At 55.8% G+C, this 26120-nt stretch carries 25 protein-coding genes; 9 read left to right on the forward strand and 16 right to left on the reverse strand.

Features of this window, described 5'->3' with window-relative positions:
• Nucleotides 1–159 precede the first annotated feature (159 nt).
• From TR2A62_RS06510 to TR2A62_RS06530, 5 genes are all read left to right on the forward strand, one after another.
• Nucleotides 160–675, forward strand: coding sequence for a fasciclin domain-containing protein (locus TR2A62_RS06510; RefSeq protein WP_009160405.1), 516 nt, complete (start codon nt 160–162; stop codon nt 673–675).
• A gap of 142 nt (nt 676–817) precedes the next feature.
• Nucleotides 818–1879, forward strand: coding sequence for an AI-2E family transporter (locus TR2A62_RS06515; protein WP_009158749.1), 1062 nt, complete (start codon nt 818–820; stop codon nt 1877–1879).
• A gap of 1 nt (nt 1880) precedes the next feature.
• A complete protein-coding gene (locus tag TR2A62_RS06520) occupies nt 1881–2555 on the forward strand; it encodes a DnaA ATPase domain-containing protein (protein ID WP_009157906.1) in 675 nt (224 codons plus the stop codon).
• Nucleotides 2556–2599: 44 nt separating this feature from the next.
• Nucleotides 2600–4768 (forward strand): RNA degradosome polyphosphate kinase, encoded by a 2169-nt coding sequence (locus tag TR2A62_RS06525; RefSeq protein ID WP_009160579.1) that lies wholly within the window; start codon nt 2600–2602, stop codon nt 4766–4768.
• A gap of 1 nt (nt 4769) precedes the next feature.
• Nucleotides 4770–6314: a Ppx/GppA family phosphatase gene (locus TR2A62_RS06530; RefSeq protein ID WP_009158340.1), complete on the forward strand. Its 1545-nt coding sequence runs from the start codon at nt 4770–4772 to the stop codon at nt 6312–6314.
• Here the strand turns inward: TR2A62_RS06530 and TR2A62_RS06535 are convergent.
• From TR2A62_RS06535 to TR2A62_RS06565, 7 genes are all read right to left on the reverse strand, one after another.
• Complete coding sequence (locus tag TR2A62_RS06535; protein ID WP_009157319.1) at nt 6311–6673, reverse strand: hypothetical protein; 363 nt, start codon at nt 6671–6673, stop codon at nt 6311–6313. The genes TR2A62_RS06530 and TR2A62_RS06535 overlap by 4 nt on opposite strands.
• 38 nt (nt 6674–6711) lie before the next feature.
• Entirely contained in the window at nt 6712–7737 is a 1026-nt protein-coding gene (locus TR2A62_RS06540) for an endonuclease/exonuclease/phosphatase family protein (RefSeq protein ID WP_009160248.1), read from the reverse strand.
• Nucleotides 7734–8414 (reverse strand): molecular chaperone DjiA, encoded by a 681-nt coding sequence (locus tag TR2A62_RS06545; RefSeq protein WP_009157524.1) that lies wholly within the window; start codon nt 8412–8414, stop codon nt 7734–7736. The genes TR2A62_RS06540 and TR2A62_RS06545 overlap by 4 nt, the downstream gene beginning before the upstream one ends.
• Before the next feature lie 31 nt (nt 8415–8445).
• Nucleotides 8446–8931: a GNAT family N-acetyltransferase gene (locus TR2A62_RS06550; RefSeq protein WP_009158650.1), complete on the reverse strand. Its 486-nt coding sequence runs from the start codon at nt 8929–8931 to the stop codon at nt 8446–8448.
• The gene (locus TR2A62_RS06555) at nt 8928–9548 is read right to left on the reverse strand and encodes a VOC family protein (protein WP_009158762.1); all 621 of its coding nucleotides are present in this window, start codon (nt 9546–9548) and stop codon (nt 8928–8930) included. The genes TR2A62_RS06550 and TR2A62_RS06555 overlap by 4 nt, the downstream gene beginning before the upstream one ends.
• Before the next feature lie 62 nt (nt 9549–9610).
• Nucleotides 9611–11737 carry a methylmalonyl-CoA mutase gene (gene scpA / locus TR2A62_RS06560; RefSeq protein WP_009158644.1) on the reverse strand — a complete coding sequence of 709 codons (2127 nt, stop codon included), beginning with the start codon at nt 11735–11737 and terminating at the stop codon, nt 9611–9613.
• Between the two features lie 4 nt (nt 11738–11741).
• Nucleotides 11742–12572: a hypothetical protein gene (locus tag TR2A62_RS06565; protein ID WP_009157584.1), complete on the reverse strand. Its 831-nt coding sequence runs from the start codon at nt 12570–12572 to the stop codon at nt 11742–11744.
• A 111-nt stretch (nt 12573–12683) separates the two neighbouring features.
• On the opposite strand from TR2A62_RS06565, the gene TR2A62_RS06570 reads away from it, so the two are divergent.
• A complete protein-coding gene (locus TR2A62_RS06570) occupies nt 12684–13166 on the forward strand; it encodes a DUF4174 domain-containing protein (protein WP_009159613.1) in 483 nt (160 codons plus the stop codon).
• A 33-nt stretch (nt 13167–13199) separates the two neighbouring features.
• Here TR2A62_RS06570 and TR2A62_RS06575 read toward each other — a convergent pair whose 3' ends face one another.
• The 6 genes from TR2A62_RS06575 to TR2A62_RS06595 all read right to left on the reverse strand — a co-directional run bounded on the left by TR2A62_RS06575 (nt 13200) and on the right by TR2A62_RS06595 (nt 18837).
• On the reverse strand, nt 13200–15191 hold the full coding sequence (locus tag TR2A62_RS06575) for an acetyl/propionyl/methylcrotonyl-CoA carboxylase subunit alpha (RefSeq protein WP_009158228.1): 1992 nt from the start codon (nt 15189–15191) through the stop codon (nt 13200–13202).
• Between the two features lie 78 nt (nt 15192–15269).
• Nucleotides 15270–15479, reverse strand: coding sequence for a hypothetical protein (locus TR2A62_RS06580; RefSeq protein WP_040820323.1), 210 nt, complete (start codon nt 15477–15479; stop codon nt 15270–15272).
• Nucleotides 15480–16107: 628 nt separating this feature from the next.
• Nucleotides 16108–16470, reverse strand: a complete 363-nt coding sequence (locus TR2A62_RS06585; protein ID WP_009160918.1) for a hypothetical protein — start codon at nt 16468–16470, stop codon at nt 16108–16110.
• A gap of 69 nt (nt 16471–16539) precedes the next feature.
• Nucleotides 16540–16692 carry a hypothetical protein gene (locus tag TR2A62_RS18720; RefSeq protein WP_009157834.1) on the reverse strand — a complete coding sequence of 51 codons (153 nt, stop codon included), beginning with the start codon at nt 16690–16692 and terminating at the stop codon, nt 16540–16542.
• A gap of 214 nt (nt 16693–16906) precedes the next feature.
• Nucleotides 16907–17296 carry a DUF6497 family protein gene (locus tag TR2A62_RS06590; RefSeq protein WP_150103465.1) on the reverse strand — a complete coding sequence of 130 codons (390 nt, stop codon included), beginning with the start codon at nt 17294–17296 and terminating at the stop codon, nt 16907–16909.
• A gap of 8 nt (nt 17297–17304) precedes the next feature.
• The gene (locus TR2A62_RS06595; protein ID WP_009160658.1) at nt 17305–18837 is read right to left on the reverse strand and encodes an acyl-CoA carboxylase subunit beta; all 1533 of its coding nucleotides are present in this window, start codon (nt 18835–18837) and stop codon (nt 17305–17307) included.
• Nucleotides 18838–19049: 212 nt separating this feature from the next.
• Between TR2A62_RS06595 and TR2A62_RS06600 the strand changes: the two genes are divergently transcribed.
• The 3 genes from TR2A62_RS06600 (at nt 19050) to TR2A62_RS06610 (ending at nt 22233) form a co-directional block, all read left to right on the forward strand.
• On the forward strand, nt 19050–20264 hold the full coding sequence (locus TR2A62_RS06600) for a multidrug effflux MFS transporter (RefSeq protein WP_009157758.1): 1215 nt from the start codon (nt 19050–19052) through the stop codon (nt 20262–20264).
• A 64-nt stretch (nt 20265–20328) separates the two neighbouring features.
• Nucleotides 20329–21717 carry a short-chain fatty acyl-CoA regulator family protein gene (locus tag TR2A62_RS06605; protein ID WP_009158999.1) on the forward strand — a complete coding sequence of 463 codons (1389 nt, stop codon included), beginning with the start codon at nt 20329–20331 and terminating at the stop codon, nt 21715–21717.
• Between the two features lie 60 nt (nt 21718–21777).
• Entirely contained in the window at nt 21778–22233 is a 456-nt protein-coding gene (locus TR2A62_RS06610; RefSeq protein WP_009160092.1) for a carbon monoxide dehydrogenase subunit G, read from the forward strand.
• On the opposite strand, the gene TR2A62_RS06615 is transcribed toward TR2A62_RS06610, so the two are convergent.
• The 3 genes from TR2A62_RS06615 to betB form a co-directional block, all read right to left on the reverse strand.
• A complete protein-coding gene (locus tag TR2A62_RS06615; RefSeq protein ID WP_009159307.1) occupies nt 22230–22886 on the reverse strand; it encodes a thermonuclease family protein in 657 nt (218 codons plus the stop codon). The two genes, TR2A62_RS06610 and TR2A62_RS06615, sit on opposite strands and share 4 nt — an antisense overlap.
• A gap of 64 nt (nt 22887–22950) precedes the next feature.
• Nucleotides 22951–24609 carry a choline dehydrogenase gene (gene betA, locus TR2A62_RS06620; protein ID WP_009160081.1) on the reverse strand — a complete coding sequence of 553 codons (1659 nt, stop codon included), beginning with the start codon at nt 24607–24609 and terminating at the stop codon, nt 22951–22953.
• A 33-nt stretch (nt 24610–24642) separates the two neighbouring features.
• Nucleotides 24643–26100 carry a betaine-aldehyde dehydrogenase gene (gene betB, locus TR2A62_RS06625; RefSeq protein ID WP_009160895.1) on the reverse strand — a complete coding sequence of 486 codons (1458 nt, stop codon included), beginning with the start codon at nt 26098–26100 and terminating at the stop codon, nt 24643–24645.
• Between the last annotated feature and the right edge of the window lie 20 nt (nt 26101–26120).

Genomic DNA, 26120 nt, shown 5'->3' on the forward strand with positions numbered 1-26120 from the left:
GCCCGCGCGCGCCATCGCGCGGTACGGACGATCACGCAGAATAGATCAAACATTTCGAGAGCTTAACAAGGCCGTGAGAGATGTGAACCAATCGTCAAATCGCGCCGTATCTCTCACCACAAGCAACACGCTTGGTTTGCAAAACGAAAGGTATGAACGATGAAAACAATCTTCAAGATGGCAGCCGTGGCTGCAACAGTCACAACTTTGGGAACAGCAGTGTCGGCGGCTTCGATCGCTGAGATCGCCAGCAACGATGACCGCTTCTCGACACTCGTCGCCGCTGTAGGTGCCGCCGGTCTCGTGGACACCCTCGCAGGTCCCGGCCCCTTCACCGTCTACGCGCCAGTCAACGACGCGTTCGCAGCCCTACCAGAAGGCACAGTCGAAACACTGCTCATGCCAGAGAACAAAGATCAGCTGACTAATGTCCTTCTCTATCATGTAGATGACCGCCAGCTAAACGCAGGCGATTTCCCAGCAGGTTCGAACTACTTCAAGCCGGTTCTCGCCTCCGAGCGTCTGTGCATCACGGCTGACGCTGATGGCGTTATGATCGCTGACGGCACTGGTGAGATGGCAAACGTCATCATCGCGGACATTCAGGCCGACAACGGCGTGATCCACGTGATCGACAAAGTTCTACTGCCAGGCACTCGCCCCGCATGCCATTAAGCCAGTGATGCATCCGACAAAGGATGCCTCCCAGCGAACATGAAGGGACGATCTGTGTAGGTTCAGATCGTCTCTTTTTGTGTTCTAGCACCCCGCCGCCCATGCTAAGTAATGATCAGTTTTTGATCTAAGGGGCATGATGATGGGACTTCCCGTACGTGAACAGGCGACCTATTGGGGCATCGCTGCAGCCGTTTTATTTGTCCTGATGTGGTATCTAGGCAATGTGATCCTGCCATTTGTTCTAGGCGGCGCAATTGCTTATTGCCTAGACCCGATTGCAGACCGGCTTGAGGCCTTGGGCCTTAACCGGATCATGGCGACCTCTGTTATTACGCTCTTTGGCGCATTGGTGTTCATCGTCCTGTTCATAGCCGTCATCCCGACGTTGATCCAGCAGGCCAGCGGACTGATCCAAGCGGCACCGGGTTGGTTCACCGATTTCCAAGCGTTCCTCACGCAACGGTTCCCGTCTCTGATTGATGAAAACAGCGCCGTGCGCGATCAATTGGGCCGCGTTTCAGAAGCGATCCAATCCCACGGTGGCGAACTGATCGAGGGCTTGCTTAGCTCCTTTAGTGGCCTGTTGAACATTGCGGTTCTCATTGTGATTGTACCGGTCGTTGCGTTCTATCTCTTGCTGGATTGGGACAACATGACCGCTCGTGTGGACGACCTGTTGCCACGCGACCATGCGCCAACCATTCGCAAAATCTGCCGCGACATCGACAAAACACTTGCCTCGTTCATTCGGGGCCAAGGAACCGTTGTTCTGATCCTCGGTGTTTACTACGCAATATCCTTGATGATCGTCGGCTTGAACTTTGGCCTCGTCGTCGGGTCTATCGCAGGCCTCATCTCCTTTATTCCCTACGTTGGCGCGCTGGTCGGTGGAGCCTTGGCAATCGGCATCGCGATTTTCCAATTCTGGGGTGACTGGTTCTCTTTGGGGGCCGTGGTCGTCATTTTTGCGGTCGGCCAATTCCTCGAGGGCAACATCCTAACACCCAAGCTGGTCGGCAACTCGGTCGGCTTGCATCCGGTCTGGCTGATTTTCGCGCTATCCGTCTTTGGCGCATTGTTCGGTTTTGTCGGCATGTTGGTCGCAGTTCCACTAGCGGCTAGCCTCGGGGTGATCGCACGGTTCTTGATCGCGCAATACAAAACCAGCCGCCTCTATCGCGGCCTAGACGACGCCCCCTAGAATGGCGGAACAGCTCAGCTTTGACCTGCCCGAGCGTATCGCAATGGGGGCCGATGATTTCTATGTTTCATCAGCAAACGATGTGCCGTATCGCGCCATAACTGGGTCGCCGAATTGGCCCGATGGCAAACTTGCGCTGATCGGCCCCAAAAGCAGCGGCAAAAGCCATCTCGCGCGCATGTTTGCTCATGACACGGGTGCGCTTATCTTGGCCGCTCGCGATCTAGAGGCCGCAACCAACCTGCCCGATGCGGCCCATATCGCGATCGAAGACGTCGAGCATTTGGGCAACCCCGCGGCGCAAGAGTACCTGTTTCACCTGCACAACCACCTCAAAAACACCGGTGGGCGCCTTTTGCTGACCAGTGATCGCCGCGCCCAAGATTGGCCCATTACTCTGCCAGATCTGGCCAGCCGGATGCAGGCCACTACATCGGTCTATATTGAGGATCCAGATGACGCCTTGCTCTTTGCGGTGATCAGCAAACTCTTTGCCGACCGGCAATTGTCGCCCGCGCCCACAGTGACCGCATATTTGGCCGCGCGGATTGACCGGTCCTATAACGCCGCCCAACAAATCGTTGCCGCCATGGACGCGGCCGCACTGGCCCAAGCGCGCGAGTTGAACCGCGGGCTGGCTGGCGACGTCTTGGCACAGATGGACGCGGCCCAATAAACCGTGATACCAATACCTTACGTGCCCCAGCCGACAGTTGATTGATGACCCAAACCGACTTTCTCACTGCGCCTTTTGACGCGCCTGCCGAACTGAACGCAGACCTGAGAGGGCCTGCGCGCTTTGTGAACCGAGAGCTCAGCTGGCTAGCGTTCAACTGGCGCGTACTGGAAGAGGCCGAAAACCCCAAAGTGCCCCTGCTTGAGCGGCTTAGATTCCTGTCAATCTCGGCGACCAACCTCGATGAATTCTACACCGTTCGGGTCGCGGGTCTGCGTGAATTGGCACAGGCAGGGAATAGCACGCCAGCGGCCGATGGTCTGACCCCAACCGAGCAGCTCGAGCTGATTGACCACGACGCTCGTATGTTGATGGTCCGTCAGCAAAAAGTGCTCGAGGCACTGCGATCTGAAATGGCCAGCGCCGGCCTCGTCATTTGCGGGCCTGATGATCTAAGACAAGCGGATCGCGACTATCTGACGAACGTCTTTCTTGATCAGGTCTTTCCCGTTCTGTCGCCCCTCGCAATTGATCCCGCGCACCCATTTCCGTTTTTGCCGAACGAAGGCTTCGCGCTGGCGCTGCAGCTCGAGCATCTAGAGAACAAGCGCCCGCTGCGCGTTTTGCTACCAGTCCCACAACAGATTGACCGGTTCGTTGCATTGCCAGCGAACAAAGGACGCCGCTATTTGCCGCTCGAACAACTATTGTTGCTCAACATTGACGGCCTGTTCCCTGGCTACAAAATCAAGGGCTCGTGCGCGTTCCGCTTACTACGCGACAGTGATCTCGAACTCGAAGAAGAGGCCGAAGATCTCGTCCGAGAATTTGAAACGGCCCTCAAACGGCGCCGGCGCGGTGAAGTCGTCCGGATGAAAATGTCGTCCGGAGCCCCGAGCGCCCTACGCAAACTGGTGATGTCCGAACTGCTGGTCACTGACGCCGAAGTCGTAGAGATCGACGGATTGATCGGCATGGCTGACCTCGGGCAATTGGTAACGGACGACCGCCCAGACCTGTTGTGGCCCACGTTCACCCCGCGTGTGCCCGAACGCGTCACAGACCACGAAGGCGACATGTTCGCAGCAATCCGCAAAAAGGACATGCTGCTGCACCACCCCTACGAGACGTTTGACATGGTTGTGCGGTTCTTGCGCCAAGCGGCCCTTGACCCTGACGTCGTGGCAATCAAACAAACGCTCTACCGGACCTCGAAACGCTCACCCATCGTCGAGGCGTTGTGCGAGGCTGCCGAGGATGGCAAATCCGTAACCGCATTGGTTGAACTCAAGGCCCGCTTTGACGAGGCCGCAAACATCCGCCAATCGCGACGGCTGGAACGCTCAGGCGCTCATGTAGTGTACGGGTTCGTAAACTACAAAACTCACGCGAAAATCAGTGTTGTTGTGCGTCGCGAAGGCGACAAACTGGTCACATACACCCACTACGGAACCGGCAACTACCACCCGATTACAGCCCGTGTGTACACAGACCTAAGCCTGTTCACATGTGACGCCAAACTGGGTCGGGACGCGGGAAAAGTATTCAACTATCTGTCAGGATACGCACAGCCAGACACGCTGGAAAATCTCAAGATTTCGCCTCTGACATTGAAATCATCGTTGATCGAAATGATTGATGCCGAGATTACGCATGCAGAGGCAGGCAAGCCTGCGGTCATCTGGGCCAAGATGAACTCGCTCATCGAAAGCGATGTGATCGATGCGCTGTATCGCGCGTCGCAAGCGGGTGTTCAAATCAGCCTCGTTATTCGTGGCATCTGTGGTCTCCGGCCCGGGATCAAAGGACTGTCAGAGAACATTCGCGTCAAATCGATCGTCGGACGCTTCCTAGAGCATTCGCGGATCGTTTGCTTTGGCAACGGCCATGGTTTGCCCGCGAAAAAGGCGCGCGTCTTTATGTCTTCGGCAGACTGGATGGGCCGCAACCTGAACCGGCGCGTCGAGACATTGGTCGAGATCACCAACAACACCGTCAGGGCCCAGATCGTAAGCCAGATTATGGCGGCCAACCTTGCCGATACGGCACAAAGCTGGGTCATGGGCCCTGACGGAACGTTCACCAGAGCGGCCGTGCCACAGGGGACGTTCGCTTTTAACTGCCATCGCTTTTTCATGGAAAACCCGTCACTTTCTGGGCGCGGATCAGCAGGGGCGAGCGACGTGCCGAAACTCACCCATACCGAGGATTGAGATGAGCGAGACCAAGACCACATCATTCGATCCATTCGGGCGGGCCCTTTTTGAAAGTGAAAGCGCCAAGTCGCTGTCACGCGTTGGCGTCATTGATGTCGGCTCAAACTCAGTTCGGATGGTCGTCTTTGACGGTGCCGCCCGTAGCCCCGCGTATTTCTACAACGAAAAGGTCATGTGCGCCTTGGGTGCAGGTCTATCCGAGACAGGAACCTTGTCACCCGAAGGTCGCATCCGCGCGCTGTCAGCGATCAAACGCTTCCAAGCTTTGGCCAAGGGCATGAATTTGCCGCCGCTTACCGCGGTCGCGACTGCAGCGGTGCGCGAGGCCACCGATGGTCCCGATTTTTGCGCCGAGGTTCAGCGTGAAACCGGACTGAAAATCTGGGTCATCGACGGCCAAGAAGAGGCGCGATTGTCAGCCCAAGGTGTTCTGCTCGGATGGCCCGGATCATACGGTTTGGTCTGCGACATCGGCGGCTCGTCAATGGAGCTCGCCGATCTCGACCAAGGGCGCGTAGGACGCAGGCTTACCTCACCTCTTGGACCGCTCAAGCTCAAAGAGGTCAAAGGTGGCAAGAAGAGCCTAAAGCGATTCATCAAATCAGTCATGGTTGATCTGGCCGCTGAAATGGACAGCGGCGGCAAGCGTCTGTTTCTGGTCGGGGGATCGTGGCGGGCAATTGCACGCGTCGATATGGAACGTCGCGGCTACCCTCTGACAGTTCTGCATGAATACCGGATGACGCCCAAGGCAATCCGCGAGACTGTCAAATACATCGAAGAATGTGACATCGAAGAGCTGCGTGGCCGCTGTGGTATCTCGTCCGCGCGTATGGCGCTGGTGCCTCAGGCGAGCATTGTGCTCAAGGAATTGGTCCGTAGTTTCAAACCCAAAGACATCACCGTGTCATCATACGGTATCCGCGAAGGCATGTTGTATGAACAAATGCCCAGCCGCATGCGCCAGCGCGATCCGCTCATCGAGGCCTGCCAATTCGCAGAAAAGCGTGACGCGCGGGTGCCTGGGTTCGGGCGCAATCTTTACAGCTTTATCCGGCCTCTGATCAAAAACCAGCCGGACCAACGCCGCCGCATCATTCGGGCCGCTTGTCTGTTGCATGACGTCAGTTGGCGGGCCCACCCAGATTACCGCGCCGAGGTCTGTTTTGACAACGCAACGCGCGCCAACCTTGGTGGCCTCAAACATTCCGAACGCATCTTTCTCGGTCTGGCACTGCTGCACCGCTACCGGAACCAGCGCGACGGTACACGGTTCGAATATCTCTACGACTTGCTTGACGAAAAATCCCAACGCGAGGCCGAAATTGTCGGCAAAGCAATGCGGTTTGGTGCGATGCTCTGGCCCCAAGGCGATGCCCTGATGGGGCAACTCAAGTTCTATCCAAAGAAGAAAAAGCTAGAATTGATCCTGCGCGCTGAAGCCGCTGATCTATTTGGTGAAGTTGCGCAGGCGCGGTTTTACTCGCTCGCCGCAGCACTGGACTCTGAGACCAAAGTCAAATTGAAAAAGGCGAAGAGCTAGATTTCGATCCCTTCGAGCTCCAGCTCGGGCGCGCCTTCCTTTCGGCGGATGATAATATCGCCGTTCGGCAAAATTTCTGGCGCTTCATAGTGCGATAGATCATCGATCTGCTCCATCAACTCGACAAATGCAGGACCCATCTCGTCAACCAAATTGCGGATGGCAGGCTCCATCTCTTGGGCCAATCCTTGCAAGTCGTCTAACGCAGGCTCGATCTCGTCCATGATCCCGCGAAAGAACAGCTTGGCGCCCTCTTCCATCAGGCTAAAGCCTTCTTTTTCCTCAACCTCGGCCTCTTGGGCGATGGCAGGGGTCAGCGTCAAAGACGCGACGAATACAACGGCAGCAATCTGTTTCATTTCACCAATATAGGTAAGATCCGTCGATTCCCCAAATCCTAGAGTTCGATATCTAGCGTCACCGGAAAATGATCTGACGCCGTAAGAAGGGCATCACGCAGTTCGACATCGCCCCAACACGCTGGATCCTCGAACGGATGCCAGATGTGCCAGCTGGGAGCCAATTCCGCCAAATCCGGTGAAACCATTATGTAATCCAGCAAGGCTGACAAATACCGGTTTTCATGTCGTAAAAAGAAACGAGATGACGTTGGTGCGGCACCAATGCGTTGGGTCAGCGCCATTTTCGCATGTGGATCAAAGAGTTGCACAGGGTCGTCTTCACCCAGAACAATCTCTACCCCCGACCGGCCAAACAGTTTCTCGTAGCTATCTAACCCCGGACCATCGTTAAAATCACCCAAGACAATGACACTGTCCTTTCGATCCAGATGCTGATCCACCCTTTGTCTGATCCAAATGCATTGTGCCAATTGCTTGCGCCGATTTGCGATTGAAATCTGCATGACTTTGGCAGCATTTTTCGCCCCATGCGGTGCCTTAGATTTTGCGTGGACGCCGATCAGGCGCACAACTCGGCCCGACTTGCTCTTCAACTCGACCTCAAGCGGCGGTTTGGAAAATCGGACTTGGTCCGGTGCGCGGTCGACATTCAGATCAATGCGAAAAACGCTATCAAAACGAGGGGCATCACCCGATCCCGCCTTGCTGCTCTCGTCCCCAATGGGGTCATGTGTCGCTGAGAGTTGCGTCGGATCATACAGCAACGAAATTTCTTGCTGTGTCTCATTGACGAACCCCGTCATCGCCTTGGATGCGCGCAGACCAAAATGTGCTGCAAACGTCTCGAGCGCCGCCAGTCCGTCGCGTTTGGCATGGCTGTCAGGGGCTTCGATGATCATCACAGCATCCGCATCTAGCGCTTGGAACACCTGCCCCACCGCGGCCAGTTGCTGGCTGCGCGTCACATCACGGCGCCCGGACCAACGATCATCAGCGAGCATTTCGCCCACGCCATCGAACAAATTGCTAAACCATTCGACATTGTACGTCGCAATTCTCATGCTCGTTCTTCCGTGATTGCTTCCCATGCGCGATTGACTGCGATCAGCTTTTTCTCGGCTATTTTCACCGCTTCTTCTGGCACACCGCGTGCAATCATTCGGTCAGGGTGCGTCTCGCGGACAATCGCACGCCACGCCACGCGCACTTCGTCATAGGGTGCATCAGGCGCCACCCCTAAGACATCATAGGGGTCACGCTCTGCGTCAGGCACAAACTGCGCGCGCAACTTGGAAAAACACCGATCCCCAAGGCCAAAAATATCGGACACCTCATGCAGGAACACGTCCTCGTTCGGGTGGTACAACCCGTCCGCCATCGCGATATGAAACAGTCCCTCTAGCAGGTCAGTCAGCGGTTCAGTGTCTTCACCATACATCGACTTGATCCGGCGAGCATATTCCTCGAACCCTGTAACATCTTGACGGGCAAGGTTAAAAACCCGCGCAGCACCGGCTTCATCGGCAGGGCTGATGTGAAACACTTCACGGAACGCAGTCACCTCATCACGAGAGACATGACCATCTGCCTTGGCCATCTTGGCACTCAGCGCGATGACGGCGATCGCAAAGGCCACCGTCTTTTCTGGGTCATACCTGAGCTTCTCAAAAACCGCGGACAACCCCTCGCCCTTGGCGAGCGCCGCGACTGCATCTGAAATTCGTGACCAAAGTGACATGCTGTGAGCCTAGCCTGTTCCGCAAATATTGTCAGAGCCGTTTTTGCATAAGCACCAGATCAAACCAACGGCCAAATTTGAAACCCACCTCTGGCAGCCTACCAATTGTCTCAAACCCTAGAGCTGCGTGAAATGCGACACCCGCTGGGTTTTCGCCGCTCACACCTGCAAACATGCTGTGCATCCCATTGGCGCGTGCGTGTTCAAACAAGTCATCCATCAACAACCGTCCCACGCCCTGCCCCTGCGCCGCAGGATCAAGGATGATGCTATGCTCGACCGTGTGTTGATACCCGATGCCACCGCGAAACTGGCCATAGGTGGCGAAACCGACGACAGCGCCATCTAACTGTGCGACGCAAAACCGCTGATTTGCGCCCTGTTTGTCACGTATCATCGCCGCCACATCGCTTGGCGTCTTTTTGATCGAGTTAAACGTGACGCTGCTGTCGCGGATGATCGGGTTCCAAATCCCACAGATCTCAGATGCGTCGTCGATTGACGCTGCTCGGATCATGCCAATGTCCTGACGCCGTGCGGGGTCTCGAATACCGCTTCGATCTTGGGCGCAGGGCCAGTGTCGACAACCAGTCGGGTGTCATCAATCCACGGCGCAAGTGCGGCACTCAGTGCGGTACTGTCAGGATGGATCAATCGTAGCTCGCGCAGAGTAACCCCGCGATCTACTAGACCGCCAGCAGGATGTGTTGTTCCGGTCCCCCATTCGATCACCGCGGGGAACAGATTATCAAAGGGTAGGATGCCGCTGTCCGGCATTGCCATTTTCCACCGCAAATCCCCTCGTTGCAGCGAAACTGGCGCGCCAATGTCATGAGGCACCGCACCGCAAAGCGCAGTCAAATCCTCACTGGAGCAAATCCAATTTCCAAGACGCGGACCGCCTGTGAACCGGTCGAGATCAAACCAGCGAGGAAAGCCCAACGGCGGCGCGTCGGGGTCAATCGCGATGACCTCGAAATATTCACCACCTGTCAGCCCCAAGAGGTAATTATGTGTCCCAAAATGCGCGTGTTTTCCGCCCTGTTGCAGCGGAACGCCCAAACAGTCCTGCACCCACTCGACCCCTTGGGCCAGTTCGGTGCACGCCACTGCCACATGATCAAACCGTATCATCGCCTGCCTCTTTTCTGTCTCTACCGAGAGTTTCAAATCAGCATGGGCGGGTCAACCGCTGCTTAGGTCCGCGCGTCTTGGATCAAACGCAAAATATCTTGGGCCGCTTCCGGAATGTTTGTCCCTGGTCCAAAGATCGCTTTGACGCCATTGTCGTGGAGGAATTGATAATCCTGCTGAGGGATTACACCGCCACAGATCACAATGATGTCCTCTGCACCTGCCGCTTTGAGAGCTTCGACCAGTTTGGGGGCAAGCGTTTTATGACCCGCCGCTTGCGAACTGATCCCGACCACATGAACATCATTGTCGATGGCATCTTGTGCGGCTTCTTCTGGTGTTTGGAACAGCGGCCCCACATCCACATCAAACCCGATATCGGCGAATGCCGTGGCAATTACTTTGGCGCCACGGTCGTGTCCGTCTTGGCCCATCTTGACCACCAACATACGAGGTCTGCGGCCCTCATCAGCGGCAAAGGTTTCGATCGACTTTTGGATCGCGGCAAACCCTTGGTCGCCCTCGTAGGCTGCACCATAAACACCCGCCAAGGTTTTGACCTCGGCGCGGTGGCGTCCGAATACTTTTTCCATCGCCATGCTGATCTCTCCAACTGTAGCGCGTGCGCGTGCTGCATCTACGGCGTGCTGCAGCAGGTTTCCGTCTTCCATTGCTGCCTTTTCAAGCAACATCAGCGCCTGCTGACAGGCATCTTCGTCACGGGCCTCTTTGGTCGCATTGATGCGTCTGATTTGTGCCTCGCGGACCTCGGCGTTGTCGATATCCAGAATGTCGATTGGGTCTTCTTTGTCCAATCGGTACTTGTTGACACCGACGATCACCTCTTGGCCACGGTCGATCATGGCCTGACGTTTGGCCGCGGATTCCTCGATCCGCAGCTTAGGTAGACCACTGGCAACCGCCTTGGTCATCCCGCCCATTTTTTCGACTTCTTCAATCAGCCTCCATGCTTCTTCGCACAGATCCGAGGTCAGTTTTTCAACATAGTAGGACCCCGCCAACGGATCGACGACATTTGTCACGCCCGTCTCTTCTTGCAAGATCAACTGGGTGTTGCGGGCGATCCGTGCAGCAAACTCTGTTGGCAACGCAATCGCCTCATCCAACGCATTGGTGTGCAGCGACTGCGTGCCGCCCAACACGGCCGCCATCGCCTCGTATGCGGTGCGCACAACGTTGTTGTAGGGATCTTGTTCTTGCAGGCTCACGCCGGACGTCTGGCAGTGGGTCCGCAACATCGAGGATTTTGGGTTCTGCGGTTTGAACTCGTCCATGATCTTGGCCCAGAGGAACCGCGCGGCCCGCAATTTCGCCGCTTCCATAAAGAAATTCATGCCAATTGCGAAAAAGAATGACAAACGCCCAGCAAACGCATCGACATCCATGCCGCGTGCAATCGCCGTGCGCACATATTCGCGACCATCCGCCAAGGTATAGGCCAGCTCTTGCACCAAATTCGCTCCAGCCTCTTGCATGTGGTAGCCCGAGATTGAAATCGAGTTGAACTTGGGCATCTCGTTCGAGGTAAATTCGATAATGTCAGCGACGATCCGCATCGAAGGCTCCGGCGGATAGACATAGGTATTCCGGACCATGAATTCCTTGAGGATATCGTTCTGAATGGTTCCGGCCAACAGCGCCTTGTCGACGCCCTGCTCTTCGCCCGCGACGATGAAATTGGCCAGAATTGGGATCACAGCACCGTTCATCGTCATTGAAACTGACACTTTATCCAACGGAATGCCGTCAAAAAGGATTTTCATATCCTCGACACTGTCGATCGCGACGCCCGCCTTGCCGACATCGCCCTCGACCCGCTCGTGGTCGCTGTCATAGCCACGGTGCGTGGCCAAATCGAATGCAACTGAAACGCCTTGCTGACCGGCGGCTAGCGCCTTGCGGTAAAATGCATTCGATGCCTCAGCCGTGGAAAATCCAGCGTACTGGCGGATGGTCCATGGGCGACCCGCGTACATCGTGGCCCTGACTCCGCGCGTGTAGGGCGCAACGCCGGGTGTGCCGCCCATATGAGGCAGGTCCGTAGCATCGTCTTGGGTATAGAGCGGCTGAACCTTGATCCCTTCGAGGGTATCCCACGTCAGATCGTCAATCGCACGACCGCGCAATTCCTTGGCTGCCAGTTCGGCCCATTTTTTGGTGTCTGCCATGTCTTTATCCTCTTGCCTTGCTCGGACCACCCAATGGGGTCGGTCCGGCTACAATTTTGTCGATGTCTGCTGTGTCAACAAAGCGCGCGATGCCCGAAGCTCCGCTGCGCAACCAATCCAGATCAGCCGCGTATTCTGCGTCGAGACACGCACGTTGATCTGTTGAAAAGCTGTTGGTTGATCCGCTTCGCCCGACCAACGGCCGAGAGGTGCTGTTAGATTGGTACCCCGTCAGAACGCGCACCAGCTGGTGTGGTGCCCCTACCATCCGCTCGAACGGCCACACAATGATCTGCGCATCCGGCATCGCGCGATACATGTCGGTGATCACATTGCGCCAACGGCGCGGGTGGGTCGTCAATCGGTCGGTGACATTCGTCGACAGATCAGACCCTAGGACCGAATTCCAAAAGCTTGAATAAGACCGCACCGACAAAGCAAGCGTGACGCTGTGCCCGCGAACGCCATCGCGAAACCGCATCATGCGTTCGGTCACGTTCGGAAAGAACCCTTTGGCGGACCCCAATAATTTCGGATCAGATACCAAAAGATGATCCTGACCAGCAGCCTGCAAATCATGCAACGCGACTTGCAAACGTCCACAAGACCGGCGGCCACGATGCTCGATAGCCATTTCGACCTTGGATGGATCGCAAAACAGTCCCGAAAAGACGCCGTTCCGCGTCTGCTCGGGCGTCCACAGCGTTGTGCCAAACACAGGTGTCTCGGACAGGTAGCTGTGCAAACTGCCCACGCCCGTCCGCGGGGCACCTAGGTGAAATGTGACCTTCATCGTGTTCCACGCCATTTTGATGCTGTTAATCATCTGCATCATAGCGCGCGACCTCTGCACAAAGGCTTAATCACGGAAATGTCCCAACGGTTGAGCCACTGCCTCTTAGCAATCGTCAAACCTTGGCCTATATATAGGATCAAAGGAGCCACAATGACCCGAACGCTCGCATTTTTGCTGTCAGGATTTTTGGCGACGGTGGCCGTTGCTGACGATGAAACGACACCGCCATTGTCAGCGCTAGACGCATGGCAAGCGGACCATACGGTCATTTTGGATGCCGCTGATGTGACTTTGGACGACTTTCGCTGGCTGGCACGTCCGGTCGTCGTGTTCGCAGACAGCCCTAATGACCCACGGTTCCAACAACAGATGGAATTGCTCGCTATGCGGCCCAACGATCTGGCCGAACGTGATATCGTATTGATCACCGACACAGACCCAAGCGCAGAAACTGCAATTCGCACAGCGCTCCGCCCTCGTGGGTTCATGATGGCGCTTTTGGGCAAGGACGGCGGGGTGAGACTACGTAAACCGCTGCCTTGGGACACCAGAGAGCTATCGCGCGTGATCGACAAGATGCCCATGCGACAACAAGAGATCGAAGATCGCCGCGCAAGCGCGATCTCCGAATAATCTCTGGCTGGAACGCAGGGCACCGCTCGGGTCCTATTCGAACTCTAGAATGATGTCGTCAACGGCAAGGCTTTCGCCTGCTGAAGCGTGCACCTTGGACACGACGCCCTTTTTCTCAGCACGTAGGATGTTTTCCATCTTCATTGCTTCGACTGTACACAATGCCTGCCCTTCTTGAACTTCGTCACCGACGGTCACGTCGACTTTGACGATCAGACCGGGCATTGGGCAGAGCAACAGCTTGGACGTGTCTGGTGCGACCTTTTCTGGCATCAGCGCGGTCAATTCAGCCTGACGAGGCGAAAGAACCCGAACAACAGTATCAGTTCCGCGTGACCGGACGCGGAAACCTCCAGTCACTTTGCCAACCTTCAACACCAAAGGCGTGCCGTCGACATCCAGAACGGCGAGCGGATCACCGGGTGTCCAATCACTAGACACACGCAACGCCTCACCACTGTCAAAGGTCACTGTGGACCCTTCAGGGTCTGCATCAATCGTGACGGGCCATGTCTGACCGTCCACCATGACAACCCAATCGCGCCCGACCTTGCGTTCGTGATTGTTCATTCGGCCCGAGACGCGCGTCCGGCGGATTTCAGCAACGCGGTGCATCGCAGAGCAAGCAGCACCAATCCGGCGCAATGACGCCTCATCCAATGACACGCCGTCGAACCCATCTGGGTATTCTTCTTCAATGAACGCAGTCGTCATATTCCCCAAAGTGAATTTCTCGTGGTCATACACGGCGCTCAGAAACGGTAGGTTGTGACCGATGCCTTCGACCTCGAAACTATCCAAGGCGACACGCATTTCTTCGATTGCCTTGGCACGGGTTTCGCCCCACGTACATAGCTTGGCGATCATCGGGTCATAATACATGCTGATCTCGCCGCCCTCATAGACGCCGGTGTCATTGCGCACGCGCCCTTCGATCTCCTCTGGCGGGCGATACCGCGTCAGACGACCGATTGACGGCAAGAAGTTGCGATACGGATCCTCAGCATAAAGACGGCTCTCCATCGCCCATCCATTGATGCCGATGTCAGATTGTTTCATGGCCAGCTTTTCACCGTAAGCCACGCGGATCATCTGTTCGACCAGATCGATACCTGTGATCAGCTCGGTCACAGGGTGTTCCACCTGCAAACGTGTGTTCATCTCGAGGAAATAGAAGTTTCGGTCACCATCGACAATGAATTCGACTGTGCCGGCACTGGTGTATCCAACCGCAGCAGCCAAATCGCAGGACTGTTTGCCCATTGCCTGACGGGTTTCCTCATCGAGAAACGGGCTCGGCGCCTCTTCAACGACTTTTTGGTTGCGGCGCTGGATCGAACACTCTCGTTCGTTCAGGTAAATCGTGTTGCCATGGCTGTCGGCCAAAACCTGAATTTCGATATGGCGCGGTTGAGTGACGAACTTTTCAATGAAAATACGGTCGTCACCAAAGCTGTTTGCCGCTTCGTTCTTGGACGACTGAAACCCTTCACGGGCCTCTTGATCGCTCCATGCGATCCGCATGCCTTTGCCGCCGCCACCCGCAGAGGCCTTAATCATCACAGGATAGCCAACCTCGTTCGAGATTTTGACAGCGTCATCTGCGTCCTCAATCAACCCCATATAGCCTGGTACAGTCGACACGCCGGCCTCTTGGGCCAGCTTTTTCGATGTAATCTTGTCGCCCATTGCCTCGATCGCGCCAACGGGTGGGCCAATAAAAGCAACCCCCTCAGCGGCAAGAGCCTCGGCAAACTTGGAATTCTCTGACAAGAACCCGTAACCTGGATGCACAGCCTCGGCACCGGTCTGGCGGATGGCGTCCATCACCTTGTCGATCACAATGTACGATTGGTTCGCGGGTGGCGGGCCAATGTGAACCGCCTCGTCCGCCATACGAACATGCAACGCGTTTTTGTCAGCGTCCGAATAGATCGCAACGGTCTGAATACCCATCTTTCGAGCGGTCTTGATGACCCGGCATGCGATTTCACCACGGTTGGCGATCAGAATTTTCTTGAACATCTCAGAGCCTTTCAGACGCAAAAACCCGCCCCGGTACAGATACCGAGACGGGTCAAAAAGTTTAGACTGTTTGTCGTTTTAGTTGTCCGGGCAAATACCCGTTGTGCCACACGTAGCACCGGTTGCACCGCCGATGAGAGCACCGGTCGCGACGTCTTCGCCCAGCACTTTAGCTGTGGCGCCACCAATAACTGCCCCAGTGGCCGTGCGTTCAAGATCGGTTGAACCGCACGCAACCAGCAAAGTGCAAGTGGCGAAAATAGCTGTGAATTTGAGTGTTTTACCCATGAAACTGCTCCGTTTGTTGTTCTGTCTTGGTCGATCAACGCCGACCTTTTTAACCTAACAGATGAACGCAGGTTTGCTGGTAAATGTTCCAGCAACCGCGCAAATGGGCGATAGTCCGCGCACGCGCGGACTTGTCCAACTATACTGTTAGTCAGCTCCCATAATCGGCTCTGTCGCCGAGGAATAAAGTGTGCGGCTCGAGATGTGGGTTGCGCCACATGCTGAAACCAAAATCGAGAGGACTGCCATCCCCAATACTGTTCGTGCCCGCATGTTATATCTTCCTGCTTTGGCCCTCCCACAGATGAGATAGCAGATTGATCGGAAACAAAGAAAAGGAAACTTGTCGATTGTTTCCCCGCGCGTAAACCAATCGTGCCTTGCAGGCCACAGGCACTAACGTCCTGTTTCAAAAGGGGTAAGGGGCGTCGGCCCCTTGCGGGAACCAACGCCCCCTGAGGAGAAGGGTAACGGTTTTGACAATGTACAAACGATGACTTGCTGAGGTCATCGCTTGCAAACTCACAGTCGCATACACGCATAGGTTCTGCATAACCGCCAATTATAGCGGGTTCGTTTTGGGCTAATTCCCGCTCAAATTGTATTTCAGAGAGCAAAATTGCGCCTATCACTTGGAATACCCGCCCTTCGCAAACACTTCGGGGAACGATGCGCGGGCGCGGCGTTCATCAATACGCAACAACGCATCATAGCTCACGGGATCGAACGGATCTTCGCCTGCGATCACTTCGCGACCAAAGAGCCACGAAAGTCGTCCAGCATCTAGATTTCCCCGTTCAAAGGGCTCGTCCCCAAAGTTCTCCCACAATGCAGCCATAAACCCCTCGTCCGCACGGCGGTCGGCTGGTTTGCGATCAGCAAAGCGTTCACGCTCAACAATAGGGGTCACACCCTTTTTGTTGTCGCGTCGAATAGTGAATTGGAAATCTGTGCCCGGAAGACGGCCCGGGAAGCCGCGGTGTTTCAACATGACACACCTCCGGTTTGGTGTGCATGGAAGGGATGCTGGACGGGCGCAAACGCCCGTCCAACGAGTAATTTACTTGTATTTGCCGGTGTGGGCTGGCTCGATAGTAATTGGCGCTGGGTCGATAACGACGAACTCTTCAACCTGGCTCTCTGTGCTGCGTGCGCACGCAGCTGCGAGAACGAGAAGGCCAACCATAGCCACGCTCTTGATGCTCTTAGACATGGAAATCTCCTGTTACTGTCCTGCGGAAGCGCACGGGTGTTAAACCCCGTTTGCCCCCATTTTGAGGTAAAGGTCACTTGGGGGCAACCTAGTGGAAAGATACGGGAAAACCTGTGCAAAAGATATTTTGGTTTTAGAGCTGTTTGACCCTGTGACACGGACGCATCAAAACCGTCATTGGATGAGCTATCGGTCGCAACATATTGTATGCGCATCAAAATTGCTCCCAGATACAGAGCCCGTTTTCGACACTAAATGCCTCGAAAATCTGGGTTGCTTCGGGTGTTATGACACCAAACTCGACTTCTCGGTCCGACAACGTAATCACCACAGACCGCGCATCCCACTCATTTTCAAGCAATGCGGGCAGCGCATAAACGGTACACAGATGCGAGAAATCCGCCTCGACATCCGCATAGGTCAATGCCTCTGCGTCCTGCGCAATCTGAGGCGCCAAAAATCGGAACCGAGCCGTCGATGTGTCGGCCTCTAGCACAACATCATAGAGCGCCAGCTCCTGCCCCGACGGGACAGTTACATCCGCAGTGACAGCACTTGCTGAGCTCAGAACGAGCGCCACGATATATGATGTAAAAGAACGCAAGATCACACCTACAACGGAATGTTGTCGTGTTTCTTCCAAGGGTTCTTGAGGTTCTTGTTGCGCAAACTCGCAAAAGCGCGGCTGACCCGCTTGCGTGTCGATTGCGGCATGATCACCTCGTCGATAAAGCCCTTTTCGGCAGCGACAAATGGGTTTGCGAACCTGTCTTCATAGTCTGCGGTCCGCTCCGCGATCTTTTCAGCGTCGCCCAGCTCGGAACGATACAGGATCTCGGTCGCACCCTTGGCCCCCATCACTGCGATCTCGGCTGTTGGCCATGCATAGTTAAAGTCGCCGCGCAGGTGCTTGGAAGCCATCACATCATAGGCCCCGCCATAAGCTTTGCGGGTGATCACTGTGACTTTGGGCACCGTTGCCTCGCCATAAGCAAAGAGCAACTTGGCCCCGTGCTTGATCACGCCACCGTATTCTTGGGACGTGCCCGGCAAAAAGCCCGGAACATCAACCAAGGTCAAAATCGGAATTTCGAACGCATCACAGAACCGGACAAACCGTGCCGCCTTGCGGCTTGCATCGATATCCAGACATCCAGCCAAAACTGTTGGTTGGTTTGCAACAACTCCAACAGTGCCGCCTTCGAGACGGACAAATCCGGTCAGGATGTTTTTGGCAAAATCCTCTTGGATCTCATAGAAATCGCCCTCATCCGCGAGCTTCTGAATGAGCTCTTTCATATCATAAGGGGTATTGGGGTTTTCTGGCACCAAGGTATCGAGGCTGGTTTCGATACGGTTCACATCGTCAAAGAACGGTCGAACTGGCGGTTTTTCACGATTGTTCAACGGCAGAAAATCAACGAGGCGACGCACTTCGGCCAATGCTTCGACGTCATTCTCAAAGGCGCCATCTGCAACTGACGACTTCTTAGTATGCGTTGACGCGCCACCCAATTCCTCGGCAGTGACCACCTCGTTCGTGACAGTTTTCACAACATCAGGGCCGGTTACGAACATGTAAGACGTGTCTTTTACCATAAAGATAAAGTCAGTCATCGCAGGACTATAAACAGCACCACCAGCACATGGCCCCATGATCAAACTGATCTGAGGCACGACACCCGACGCCATGATGTTGCGTTGGAAGACCTCAGCATAGCCCGCAAGCGACGCGACGCCCTCTTGGATACGCGCACCGCCGGAATCGTTAATCCCAATAATTGGTGCCCCGTTCTGAACCGCCATATCCTGAATTTTGCAGATCTTTTGCGCGTGGGTTTCAGACAGCGAACCGCCGAACACAGTAAAATCCTGACTGAACACATAGACCATACGTCCATTGATTGTGCCCCAGCCCGTTACGACACCATCACCAGCAGGCCGATCTTCTTGCATTCCGAATTCGGTGCACCGGTGGGCCACGAACATATCAAATTCTTCGAACGACCCCTCGTCCAACAACAGATCAATCCGCTCGCGGGCCGTCAATTTACCCTTGGAATGCTGGGCATCGATCCGACGCTGGCCACCCCCGATACGTGCAGTTTGACGGCGGGCGTCTAGCTCTTGCAGAATGTCTTTCATGATCCGGCTCCTGACTGGTCGGGACTATTCTAGCAAGATTGCGGCATCGCCAAAAGAGCGATTAGGCAAATTTGCAAACCCCACAGTTAGCTGAATGATATTTTTGCAAATTTGTTAAATTTTTACATTCCAGCCCCCGCACAGAGACCTGTGCATCCCTACAGAGCCACCCACAATGGACAATCCACCACCCTACAACTATTAATTGAATCATGAATAATCTCAACTCGGTACGGCTATTCGATCGCACCACTCCTCCTCACATTCTGACCCTTGTTCTACTGGCAGGCTTGCCCGCCATGAACATGAGCATTTTCTTGCCTTCACTTCAGAATATGACGGACTACTTTCAGACCGATTATGCGCTGATGCAGCTGTCGGTGTCCGGCTATCTGGCGGCCACTGCGGTGCTCCAAGTTATCGTAGGTCCCATCTCGGACCGTTTTGGACGACGTCCCGTTATTTTGTGGTCGATTGTTCTATTTTGCCTGGCGACACTAGGATGCCTGTTGTCGACAAGCATCGAAATGTTCCTCGCCTTTCGACTGCTTCAATGTATGATCGTCGCAGCAATGGTTCTGAGCCGCGCGGTCGTCCGCGATATGGTGAATGAACGCGAGGCCGCGTCGATGATCGGCTATGTGACGATGGGCATGGCGCTGGTTCCGATGGTCGGCCCAATGATCGGCGGCGCCCTCGATCAACTGTTCGATTGGCGTGCCACTTTCGTATTTCTAATCATTGCCGGCGTGGGAACTTGGATCTGGGCCTATGCCGATCTCAAAGAGACGCTGAACAACAGTGGCGTGACCTTTGGTGAACAGGTCCGTACCTACCCCGAGCTATTCACATCCCGCAGATTTTGGGGGTATGTGCTCTGCGCCGCGTTCGTGTCCGGCGCGTTCTTTGCCTTCCTTGGTGGTGCGCCTTTTGTTGCCGCTGAAACCTTTGGGCTCAATCCAGTTTGGACGGGCATCGCCTTGGGCGCACCCGCAATCGGCTATGCATTTGGCAACTTTCTATCGGGACGGTTCTCAACACGAATGGGGCTGAACTGGATGGTCTTGACGGGGACACTGATCACGACGACCGGCATGCTCGTGTCACTCCTACTTGCCCTCAGCGGAATTTCTGGCGCCCTCATCTTCTTTGGGTTCTGTACCTTTGTTGGCGTCGGCAACGGAATGGTGATGCCAAATGCAACAGCAGGCATGTTGTCAGTACGCCCGCATCTCGCCGGAACAGCCAGCGGCATTGGCGGTGCAATCTTGATCGGTGGCGGCGCCGCGATGGCCGCCTTCACCGGTCCTTTGCTTGAGGCTGGTCAAGGTGCACTACCCCTGCAGTGGATCATGTTCCTGACAGCTGCGGTTTCGATCATGTGTATTGGCTATGTCATCCGGCGCGAACAAAATGTAGTGAGATGACCCCTTTTCGCATCGCTTTGCAAAGACTACCCTAGCGACTAGCAAAATTGCGAAGAGGCGCGAGATGGCCACACAAAAACTCTATGCTGGTGTGAAACTGCGCGACATGCGCGGGCGATTGGGCATTACACAAAAGGATTTTGCCGCAAAACTGGGGATCTCGCTGCCCTATCTCAACCAGATGGAAAACAACAACCGTCCTGTATCCACAGGCGTTGTTCTCGCATTGGCCCAGGAATTTGGCTTTGACGTCACCGAGCTTCAATCAGGGGACGAGGCGCGATTGATCAGTGATATGCGAGAAGCTCTTGCCGATCCCGTATTTGCCGGTGTCGAGCCGCCCTTGGGGGATTTGCGCCTGATGGCCTCGAACGCCCCCGCGGTAGCCCGCGCATTTTTGGATCTCCACAGCGCATACCGCCAAAGCCACGAACGCCTCGCGTCGCTCGATGAGGCCTTGGGCCGCGAAGATGCGCGCGTGCGCCCATCCGCATGGGAAGAGGTGCGCGACTTCTTCCATTATTGTGACAATTACATCGATGCCGTGGACCGCGCCGCTGAACGTTTCGCCAACACCGAAAACCTGATGTATGCCGCCGAGACATCTTTGCGCAAAGCTGGCGTTGATGTCCGCGTCGCGCCAGATCATCCAGTACGCCAATACGATCCCGAGACCCGTATCCTGTTGTTGTCCAGCCGCAGTGCTGCGCCGACACAGCGATTTCAGATGCTGCTTCAGGTCGCTCTGATCTCGCAAGACAAACTGCTCGAGGCCACGCTAGATCTGGCCCGCTTCCAAACGGACGAGGCCCGCGCGATCGCCAAAATCGGCCTTGCCAATTATTTTGCCGGTGCGGCCCTCATGCCGTACGGCGCGTTTCTCAAAGCGGCGGGCGAAACCCGTCATGATCTGGAACAGCTGGCCGATCAATTTGGCACCTCTTTCGAACAGGTCGCTCACCGTTTGTCGACGATGCAACGCCCCGGTGCCAAAGGTATTCCGTTCTTCTTTGTCCGAGTAGATCAGGCCGGCACGATCACCAAACGGCATTCGGCCACTCGTCTACAGTTTGCGCGCTATGGCGGCGCCTGTCCGCTGTGGAACGTTCACGCAGCCTTTGAAACCCCTGCCCAATTCTTGCGTCAGTTGGCTGAAACACCAGATGGCGTTCGCTACTTTTGCCTCGCGCGGGACGTGTCAAAATCAGGTGGCGCCTACCACACCCCACAGCGCCGGTATGCGATCGGCCTTGGGTGCGAGGTGCGGCACGCCGATGCATTGGTCTATGCAGATCATATGGAACTGGACGCGGCGGATGCATTCGAACCTATCGGGATCTCTTGCCGCATCTGCGAACGCAAATCATGCCACCAACGCTCGGTTCCACCTCTCGAGCGACGCTTGAATGTTGACCCCAACACCCGTGATGTTCTGCCGTACCAAGTGAATTGAACTTGCCCTAGCCCCGACACTGGGGCAGCCTGACATAACAACTTAGACAGGAGCAGCCCGATGGAAATGACTGGAACGCGAGTGATCGCCGCAGATCGCGCCACCGTCTGGGCCGCTCTCAATGACGCAGATACGCTGCAGGCCTGCATCCCGGGATGTGAAGAACTCACCGGCACCCCCGAGGACGGGTTCGAGGCCGTCGTGAAGCAAAAGGTCGGCCCTGTAAAAGCGGCATTCAAAGGCGGGGTCATCCTGTCCGACGTCGTCCCCGAAACCAGCTATACCATCACGGGCGAAGGCAAAGGCGGCGTTGCGGGCTTTGCCAAGGGCGGGGCGAGTGTGTCCCTATCGGATGTCGAAGGTGGCACAGAACTGTCCTATGATGTGACGGCAAAGGTTGGCGGCAAGATTGCCCAACTCGGCAGCCGTTTGATAGATGGGTTTGCACGCAAAATGGCCGACGCATTTTTCGAAAACTTCCAAGCCACGGTCGAGGGTACAAGCGAGGCTGACTAGCCGCCTCTGGCCGCATGCCATCCCGCAGTGCGCGCCTCTGTTTCAGAACAAAACCAGCGTTCGCCACGTGGCGGGTCAATGCCTGTCCGATCGTAGAAACGGCTGCCTTCAACGTGGTAAATTCGCCCGTTGGCGCTGATATTGCCTTTGATGGAACAGTTCGGGTCCGACGCACGGCGCCCGTTGATCCGCATCAACCGAAATTCAGATGGATCAACCATTTGCCCTGACCACAAACCCGCACCCTGCGCGCGCGCTGAGTTTTCCAGAGCAACATAGGCCTGCGAATATTTACGGTATGCCTGTGCCCAGCCCGCCTGCACCATCGCAGCGGTGATATCAGTGCCACCACTGCTGCAAAGACCAACCAAACGCCCGTACCGGTCAACGTCGACAATATCACAAGACACGGTTGCCCCCTGATACGCCCGTCGCAATTGTTCGGTGACCCACGCGCCACAGCGCCATTCCGCACCTTGGTCAGATGTGCAGGTCTGCGCCATTTCTGGCGCGTCAATCCCGTGAAGACGGACCCATTCACCCGCAATTTCCAACGTGTCCCCATCAATGATGATCGCACGGCCAGAAATGGTTGCGGCACTCGATCCGCTCGCGAGACACATAAAGAAGCACAGGAAAATGATACGTTGCATAGCACTGAACTAAGCAAGTTTCGCAGTCTTCCAAGTCCTAATCTTAAGAATTGGTTAACTTTCGTTAACGCTGTTTTGTTTTCCACTCGGGGTGAATCCACGGCTCGTCATTCAAGCGTGGCAGGCGATCTTTGCCCAAGATGTGATCAGATGCTTTTTCCCCAACCATGATCGACGGACCGTTCAAATTGCCGTTGGTGATCTGGGGGAAAATCGAACTGTCCGCCACACGCAGCCCGTCCACACCGATCACACGGGCATCGGGGTCCACAACGGCCATTGGATCGTCCGCCCGCCCCATTCGGCAGGTGCCACATGGGTGATACGCACTCTCGACATGCTCGGAAATAAAGGCATTCAGTTGCTCGTCCGACTGGACCTCAGCCCCCGGTTGGATTTCGTGCTTGATGAAATCAGCAAAGGCCTCTTGCCCGAAAATCTCGCGGGTGAGTCGGATGCAGGTTCGGAATTCCTCCCAATCCTCGGGTCGCGACATGTAGTTGAACAAAATCTTTGGCGCATCTTCAGGATTACCCGACCGCAATGTGACGGCCCCACGCGACGTGGACCGCATCGGTCCCACATGCGCTTGGAAACCGTGCCCCTCTGCGGCAGCTTGGCCGTCATAACGCACCGCAATCGGTAGGAAATGATACTGGATGTCCGGATAGGCAAGCCCCGCCTTTGAACGGATGAACGCCGCGCTCTCAAATTGGTTCGATGCCCCAAGACCTGTCTTGGTAAATAACCATTGCGCACCAATCCGCACCTTGCCGAACAGGTTCCAATGCTTGAACAAAGTCACCGGTTTGCTGGCCGCCATTTGGATATAGAGCTCTAAGTGGTCCTGCAAATTCTGCCCAACACCTGGGCGGTCAGCGACCACCTCGATCCCGTGCTCGGCCAAATGCGCCGCAGGGCCAATCCCCGAATGCATCAACAATGCGGGCGAGTTGATGGACGAGGCTGCAATGACAACTTCGCGCCGCGCACGGATCACCTCAACAGCGCCTCGGCGTTTGATCTCAACACCGACTGCGCGCCCGTTCTCAATGACCACGCGCCGCGCCAAACCGTTGATCAATGTACAATTGTCGCGTTTCAACGCAGGCCGCAAATAGGCGTTTGCGGCGGACCAACGTCGACCTTTGTAGACGGTCTGCTCCATCGGGCCAAAGCCCTCTTGCTTGCGCCCGTTATAGTCGTCTGTCGCCTCGTACCCAGCCTGCTTGCCTGCTTCGACAAAGGCCGTGAACAATGGATTATCTCTAGGCCCACGGCTGACATGCAACGGTCCATCGGTTCCGCGCCATTCGGGGTCGCCACCATGCCCCCCGTCATCCCACGCCTCCATACGTTTAAAGTACGGCAGGACGTCAGCATAGGACCACCCAGACGCCCCCATAGCATCCCAAGTGTCGTAGTCATGCGCATGACCACGGACATAGACCATCCCGTTGATAGAGGATGACCCACCAATGACCTTGCCCCGCGGCGTGGCCAATCGACGCCCACCCAAATGCGGCTCAGGCTCGGACTGATAGCCCCAATCATAGAGCTTCATGTTCATTGGATACGACAGAGCCGCTGGCATCTGGATGAACGGTCCCGCGTCAGTTCCACCATGTTCAATCACAATGACACTTAGCCCGCCTTCGGACAGGCGGTAGGCCATCGCACATCCCGCTGAACCAGCGCCAACAATGACGATATCTGCTTCCATCAGACCTGCTCCTTGTTGTCGACCATGACGCGCTTAGTACGGTGCATCGACAGGCCCCATCGCGACATAGACCGACTTGATCTGAGAGTAGTGCTCGATTGCAGCCTTCGAGTTTTCGCGCCCGACACCCGACGCCTTAGAGCCGCCAAACGGGGCCTCGACCGGAGCAAGGTTGTAGGTATTGATGTAGCAAGTGCCCGCTTCGAACGCCGCCGACACGCGGTGCGCACGGGTCAGATCACTCGTGAAAACACCCGCTGCTAGGCCAAATTCTGTGTCATTCGCCCGTGCAATTCCGTCCGCTTCATCGTCAAAATCGAGCACTGACAGAACTGGTCCGAAAATCTCTTCACGCGCAATGGTCATTTCATCTGTCACATCGGCAAAGATCGTCGGCTCGACGAAGAATCCATCACGGTCCAGCCGTGATCCACCAGCGACCAATCGGGCGCCTTCGGCTTTGCCCTTTTCGATATAGCCCAACACGATGTTCATCTGCGCCTCGGACACCATCGGGCCAAAGCTTGTCTCGGGGTCTTGCGGATCGCCGATCACCGCAGTTGCCAGACGTTCGGCCAAGCGGTTCAGAAACGCGTCTTTGATCCCTGTTTGAACGAACACCCGTGTCCCGTTTGAACAGATCTGCCCGGACGAATAAAAATTGCCTAGGATCACGCCGCCGACTGCGGCCTCGATGTCCGCGTCGTCAAAGATCAGGATCGGGGATTTGCCGCCCAACTCCATCGTGACATGCTTGATGCCTTCGGCTGCGGCTGCATACACCTTGCGCCCTGTAGGCACAGAACCCGTCAGCGATACCTTGTCGACACGTGGATCCGTGACCAACGACGCGCCCACATCGCCCAATCCCTGAACGACATTATAGAGCCCCGCAGGCAACCCCGCCTCGTGCAAAATCTCGGCCACTTTCAAAGCGCTCAGTGGCGTCGTCTCGGAGGGCTTGAAAACAATCGCATTGCCGCAGGCCAACGCTGGCGCGCCTTTCCAAGCCGCAATTTGCGCAGGGTAGTTCCACGCGCCGATACCAACACACAGGCCCAGTGGTTCGCGCCGCGTGTAGACAAAATCTTCGCCCAGCGGGATATGCTCGCCCGTCAATGTCGCGGCCAAACCACCAAAGTATTCCAGCGCATCTGCCGCCGATGTCGCATCCGCCACCGAGGTTTCCTGATAGGGTTTGCCTGTGTCGAATGTCTCTAGCACCGACAAGTCGTGGTTCCGCTCGCGCATCATGTCCGCCGCGCGACGCATGATGCGGCCCCGCTCGGTGCCAGATGTCGCCGCCCATGACTTTTGCGCTGCAAGTGCTGATGTAATAGCCTGCTCGAGGATCGCAGGTGTTGCGGCATGTACTGTTGCAATCACCTCGCCGGTTGCGGGATAGATCACAGAGATCTCCGCCCCATTGGAATCTTCGACATATGCGCCGTTGATATAGTGGCTGGCCGTTGGCTGAGTGGAATAGGTCATGGTGTGTCTCGCAATCAATA

The sequence above is a fragment of the Thalassobium sp. R2A62 genome (genome assembly GCF_000161835.1).
In the GTDB taxonomy this organism is placed as follows: domain Bacteria; phylum Pseudomonadota; class Alphaproteobacteria; order Rhodobacterales; family Rhodobacteraceae; genus Thalassobium.

Bases quoted from the DNA above. Each gene is read 5' to 3' on its own strand.
- TR2A62_RS06510 (WP_009160405.1), top strand. From the start codon at position 160: ATGAAAACAATCTTCAAGATGGCAGCCGTGGCTGCAACAGTCACAACT.
- TR2A62_RS06515 (WP_009158749.1), top strand. From the start codon at position 818: ATGGGACTTCCCGTACGTGAACAGGCGACCTATTGGGGCATCGCTGCA.
- TR2A62_RS06520 (WP_009157906.1), top strand. From the start codon at position 1,881: ATGGCGGAACAGCTCAGCTTTGACCTGCCCGAGCGTATCGCAATGGGG.
- TR2A62_RS06525 (WP_009160579.1), top strand. From the start codon at position 2,600: ATGACCCAAACCGACTTTCTCACTGCGCCTTTTGACGCGCCTGCCGAA.
- TR2A62_RS06530 (WP_009158340.1), top strand. From the start codon at position 4,770: ATGAGCGAGACCAAGACCACATCATTCGATCCATTCGGGCGGGCCCTT.
- TR2A62_RS06535 (WP_009157319.1), bottom strand. From the start codon at position 6,673: ATGAAACAGATTGCTGCCGTTGTATTCGTCGCGTCTTTGACGCTGACC.
- TR2A62_RS06540 (WP_009160248.1), bottom strand. From the start codon at position 7,737: ATGAGAATTGCGACGTACAATGTCGAATGGTTTAGCAATTTGTTCGAT.
- TR2A62_RS06545 (WP_009157524.1), bottom strand. From the start codon at position 8,414: ATGTCACTTTGGTCACGAATTTCAGATGCAGTCGCGGCGCTCGCCAAG.
- TR2A62_RS06550 (WP_009158650.1), bottom strand. From the start codon at position 8,931: ATGATCCGAGCAGCGTCAATCGACGACGCATCTGAGATCTGTGGGATT.
- TR2A62_RS06555 (WP_009158762.1), bottom strand. From the start codon at position 9,548: ATGATACGGTTTGATCATGTGGCAGTGGCGTGCACCGAACTGGCCCAA.
- scpA (WP_009158644.1), bottom strand. From the start codon at position 11,737: ATGGCAGACACCAAAAAATGGGCCGAACTGGCAGCCAAGGAATTGCGC.
- TR2A62_RS06565 (WP_009157584.1), bottom strand. From the start codon at position 12,572: ATGATGCAGATGATTAACAGCATCAAAATGGCGTGGAACACGATGAAG.
- TR2A62_RS06570 (WP_009159613.1), top strand. From the start codon at position 12,684: ATGACCCGAACGCTCGCATTTTTGCTGTCAGGATTTTTGGCGACGGTG.
- TR2A62_RS06575 (WP_009158228.1), bottom strand. From the start codon at position 15,191: ATGTTCAAGAAAATTCTGATCGCCAACCGTGGTGAAATCGCATGCCGG.
- TR2A62_RS06580 (WP_040820323.1), bottom strand. From the start codon at position 15,479: ATGGGTAAAACACTCAAATTCACAGCTATTTTCGCCACTTGCACTTTG.
- TR2A62_RS06585 (WP_009160918.1), bottom strand. From the start codon at position 16,470: ATGTTGAAACACCGCGGCTTCCCGGGCCGTCTTCCGGGCACAGATTTC.
- TR2A62_RS18720 (WP_009157834.1), bottom strand. From the start codon at position 16,692: ATGTCTAAGAGCATCAAGAGCGTGGCTATGGTTGGCCTTCTCGTTCTC.
- TR2A62_RS06595 (WP_009160658.1), bottom strand. From the start codon at position 18,837: ATGAAAGACATTCTGCAAGAGCTAGACGCCCGCCGTCAAACTGCACGT.
- TR2A62_RS06600 (WP_009157758.1), top strand. From the start codon at position 19,050: ATGAATAATCTCAACTCGGTACGGCTATTCGATCGCACCACTCCTCCT.
- TR2A62_RS06605 (WP_009158999.1), top strand. From the start codon at position 20,329: ATGGCCACACAAAAACTCTATGCTGGTGTGAAACTGCGCGACATGCGC.
- TR2A62_RS06610 (WP_009160092.1), top strand. From the start codon at position 21,778: ATGGAAATGACTGGAACGCGAGTGATCGCCGCAGATCGCGCCACCGTC.
- TR2A62_RS06615 (WP_009159307.1), bottom strand. From the start codon at position 22,886: ATGCAACGTATCATTTTCCTGTGCTTCTTTATGTGTCTCGCGAGCGGA.
- betA (WP_009160081.1), bottom strand. From the start codon at position 24,609: ATGGAAGCAGATATCGTCATTGTTGGCGCTGGTTCAGCGGGATGTGCG.
- betB (WP_009160895.1), bottom strand. From the start codon at position 26,100: ATGACCTATTCCACTCAGCCAACGGCCAGCCACTATATCAACGGCGCA.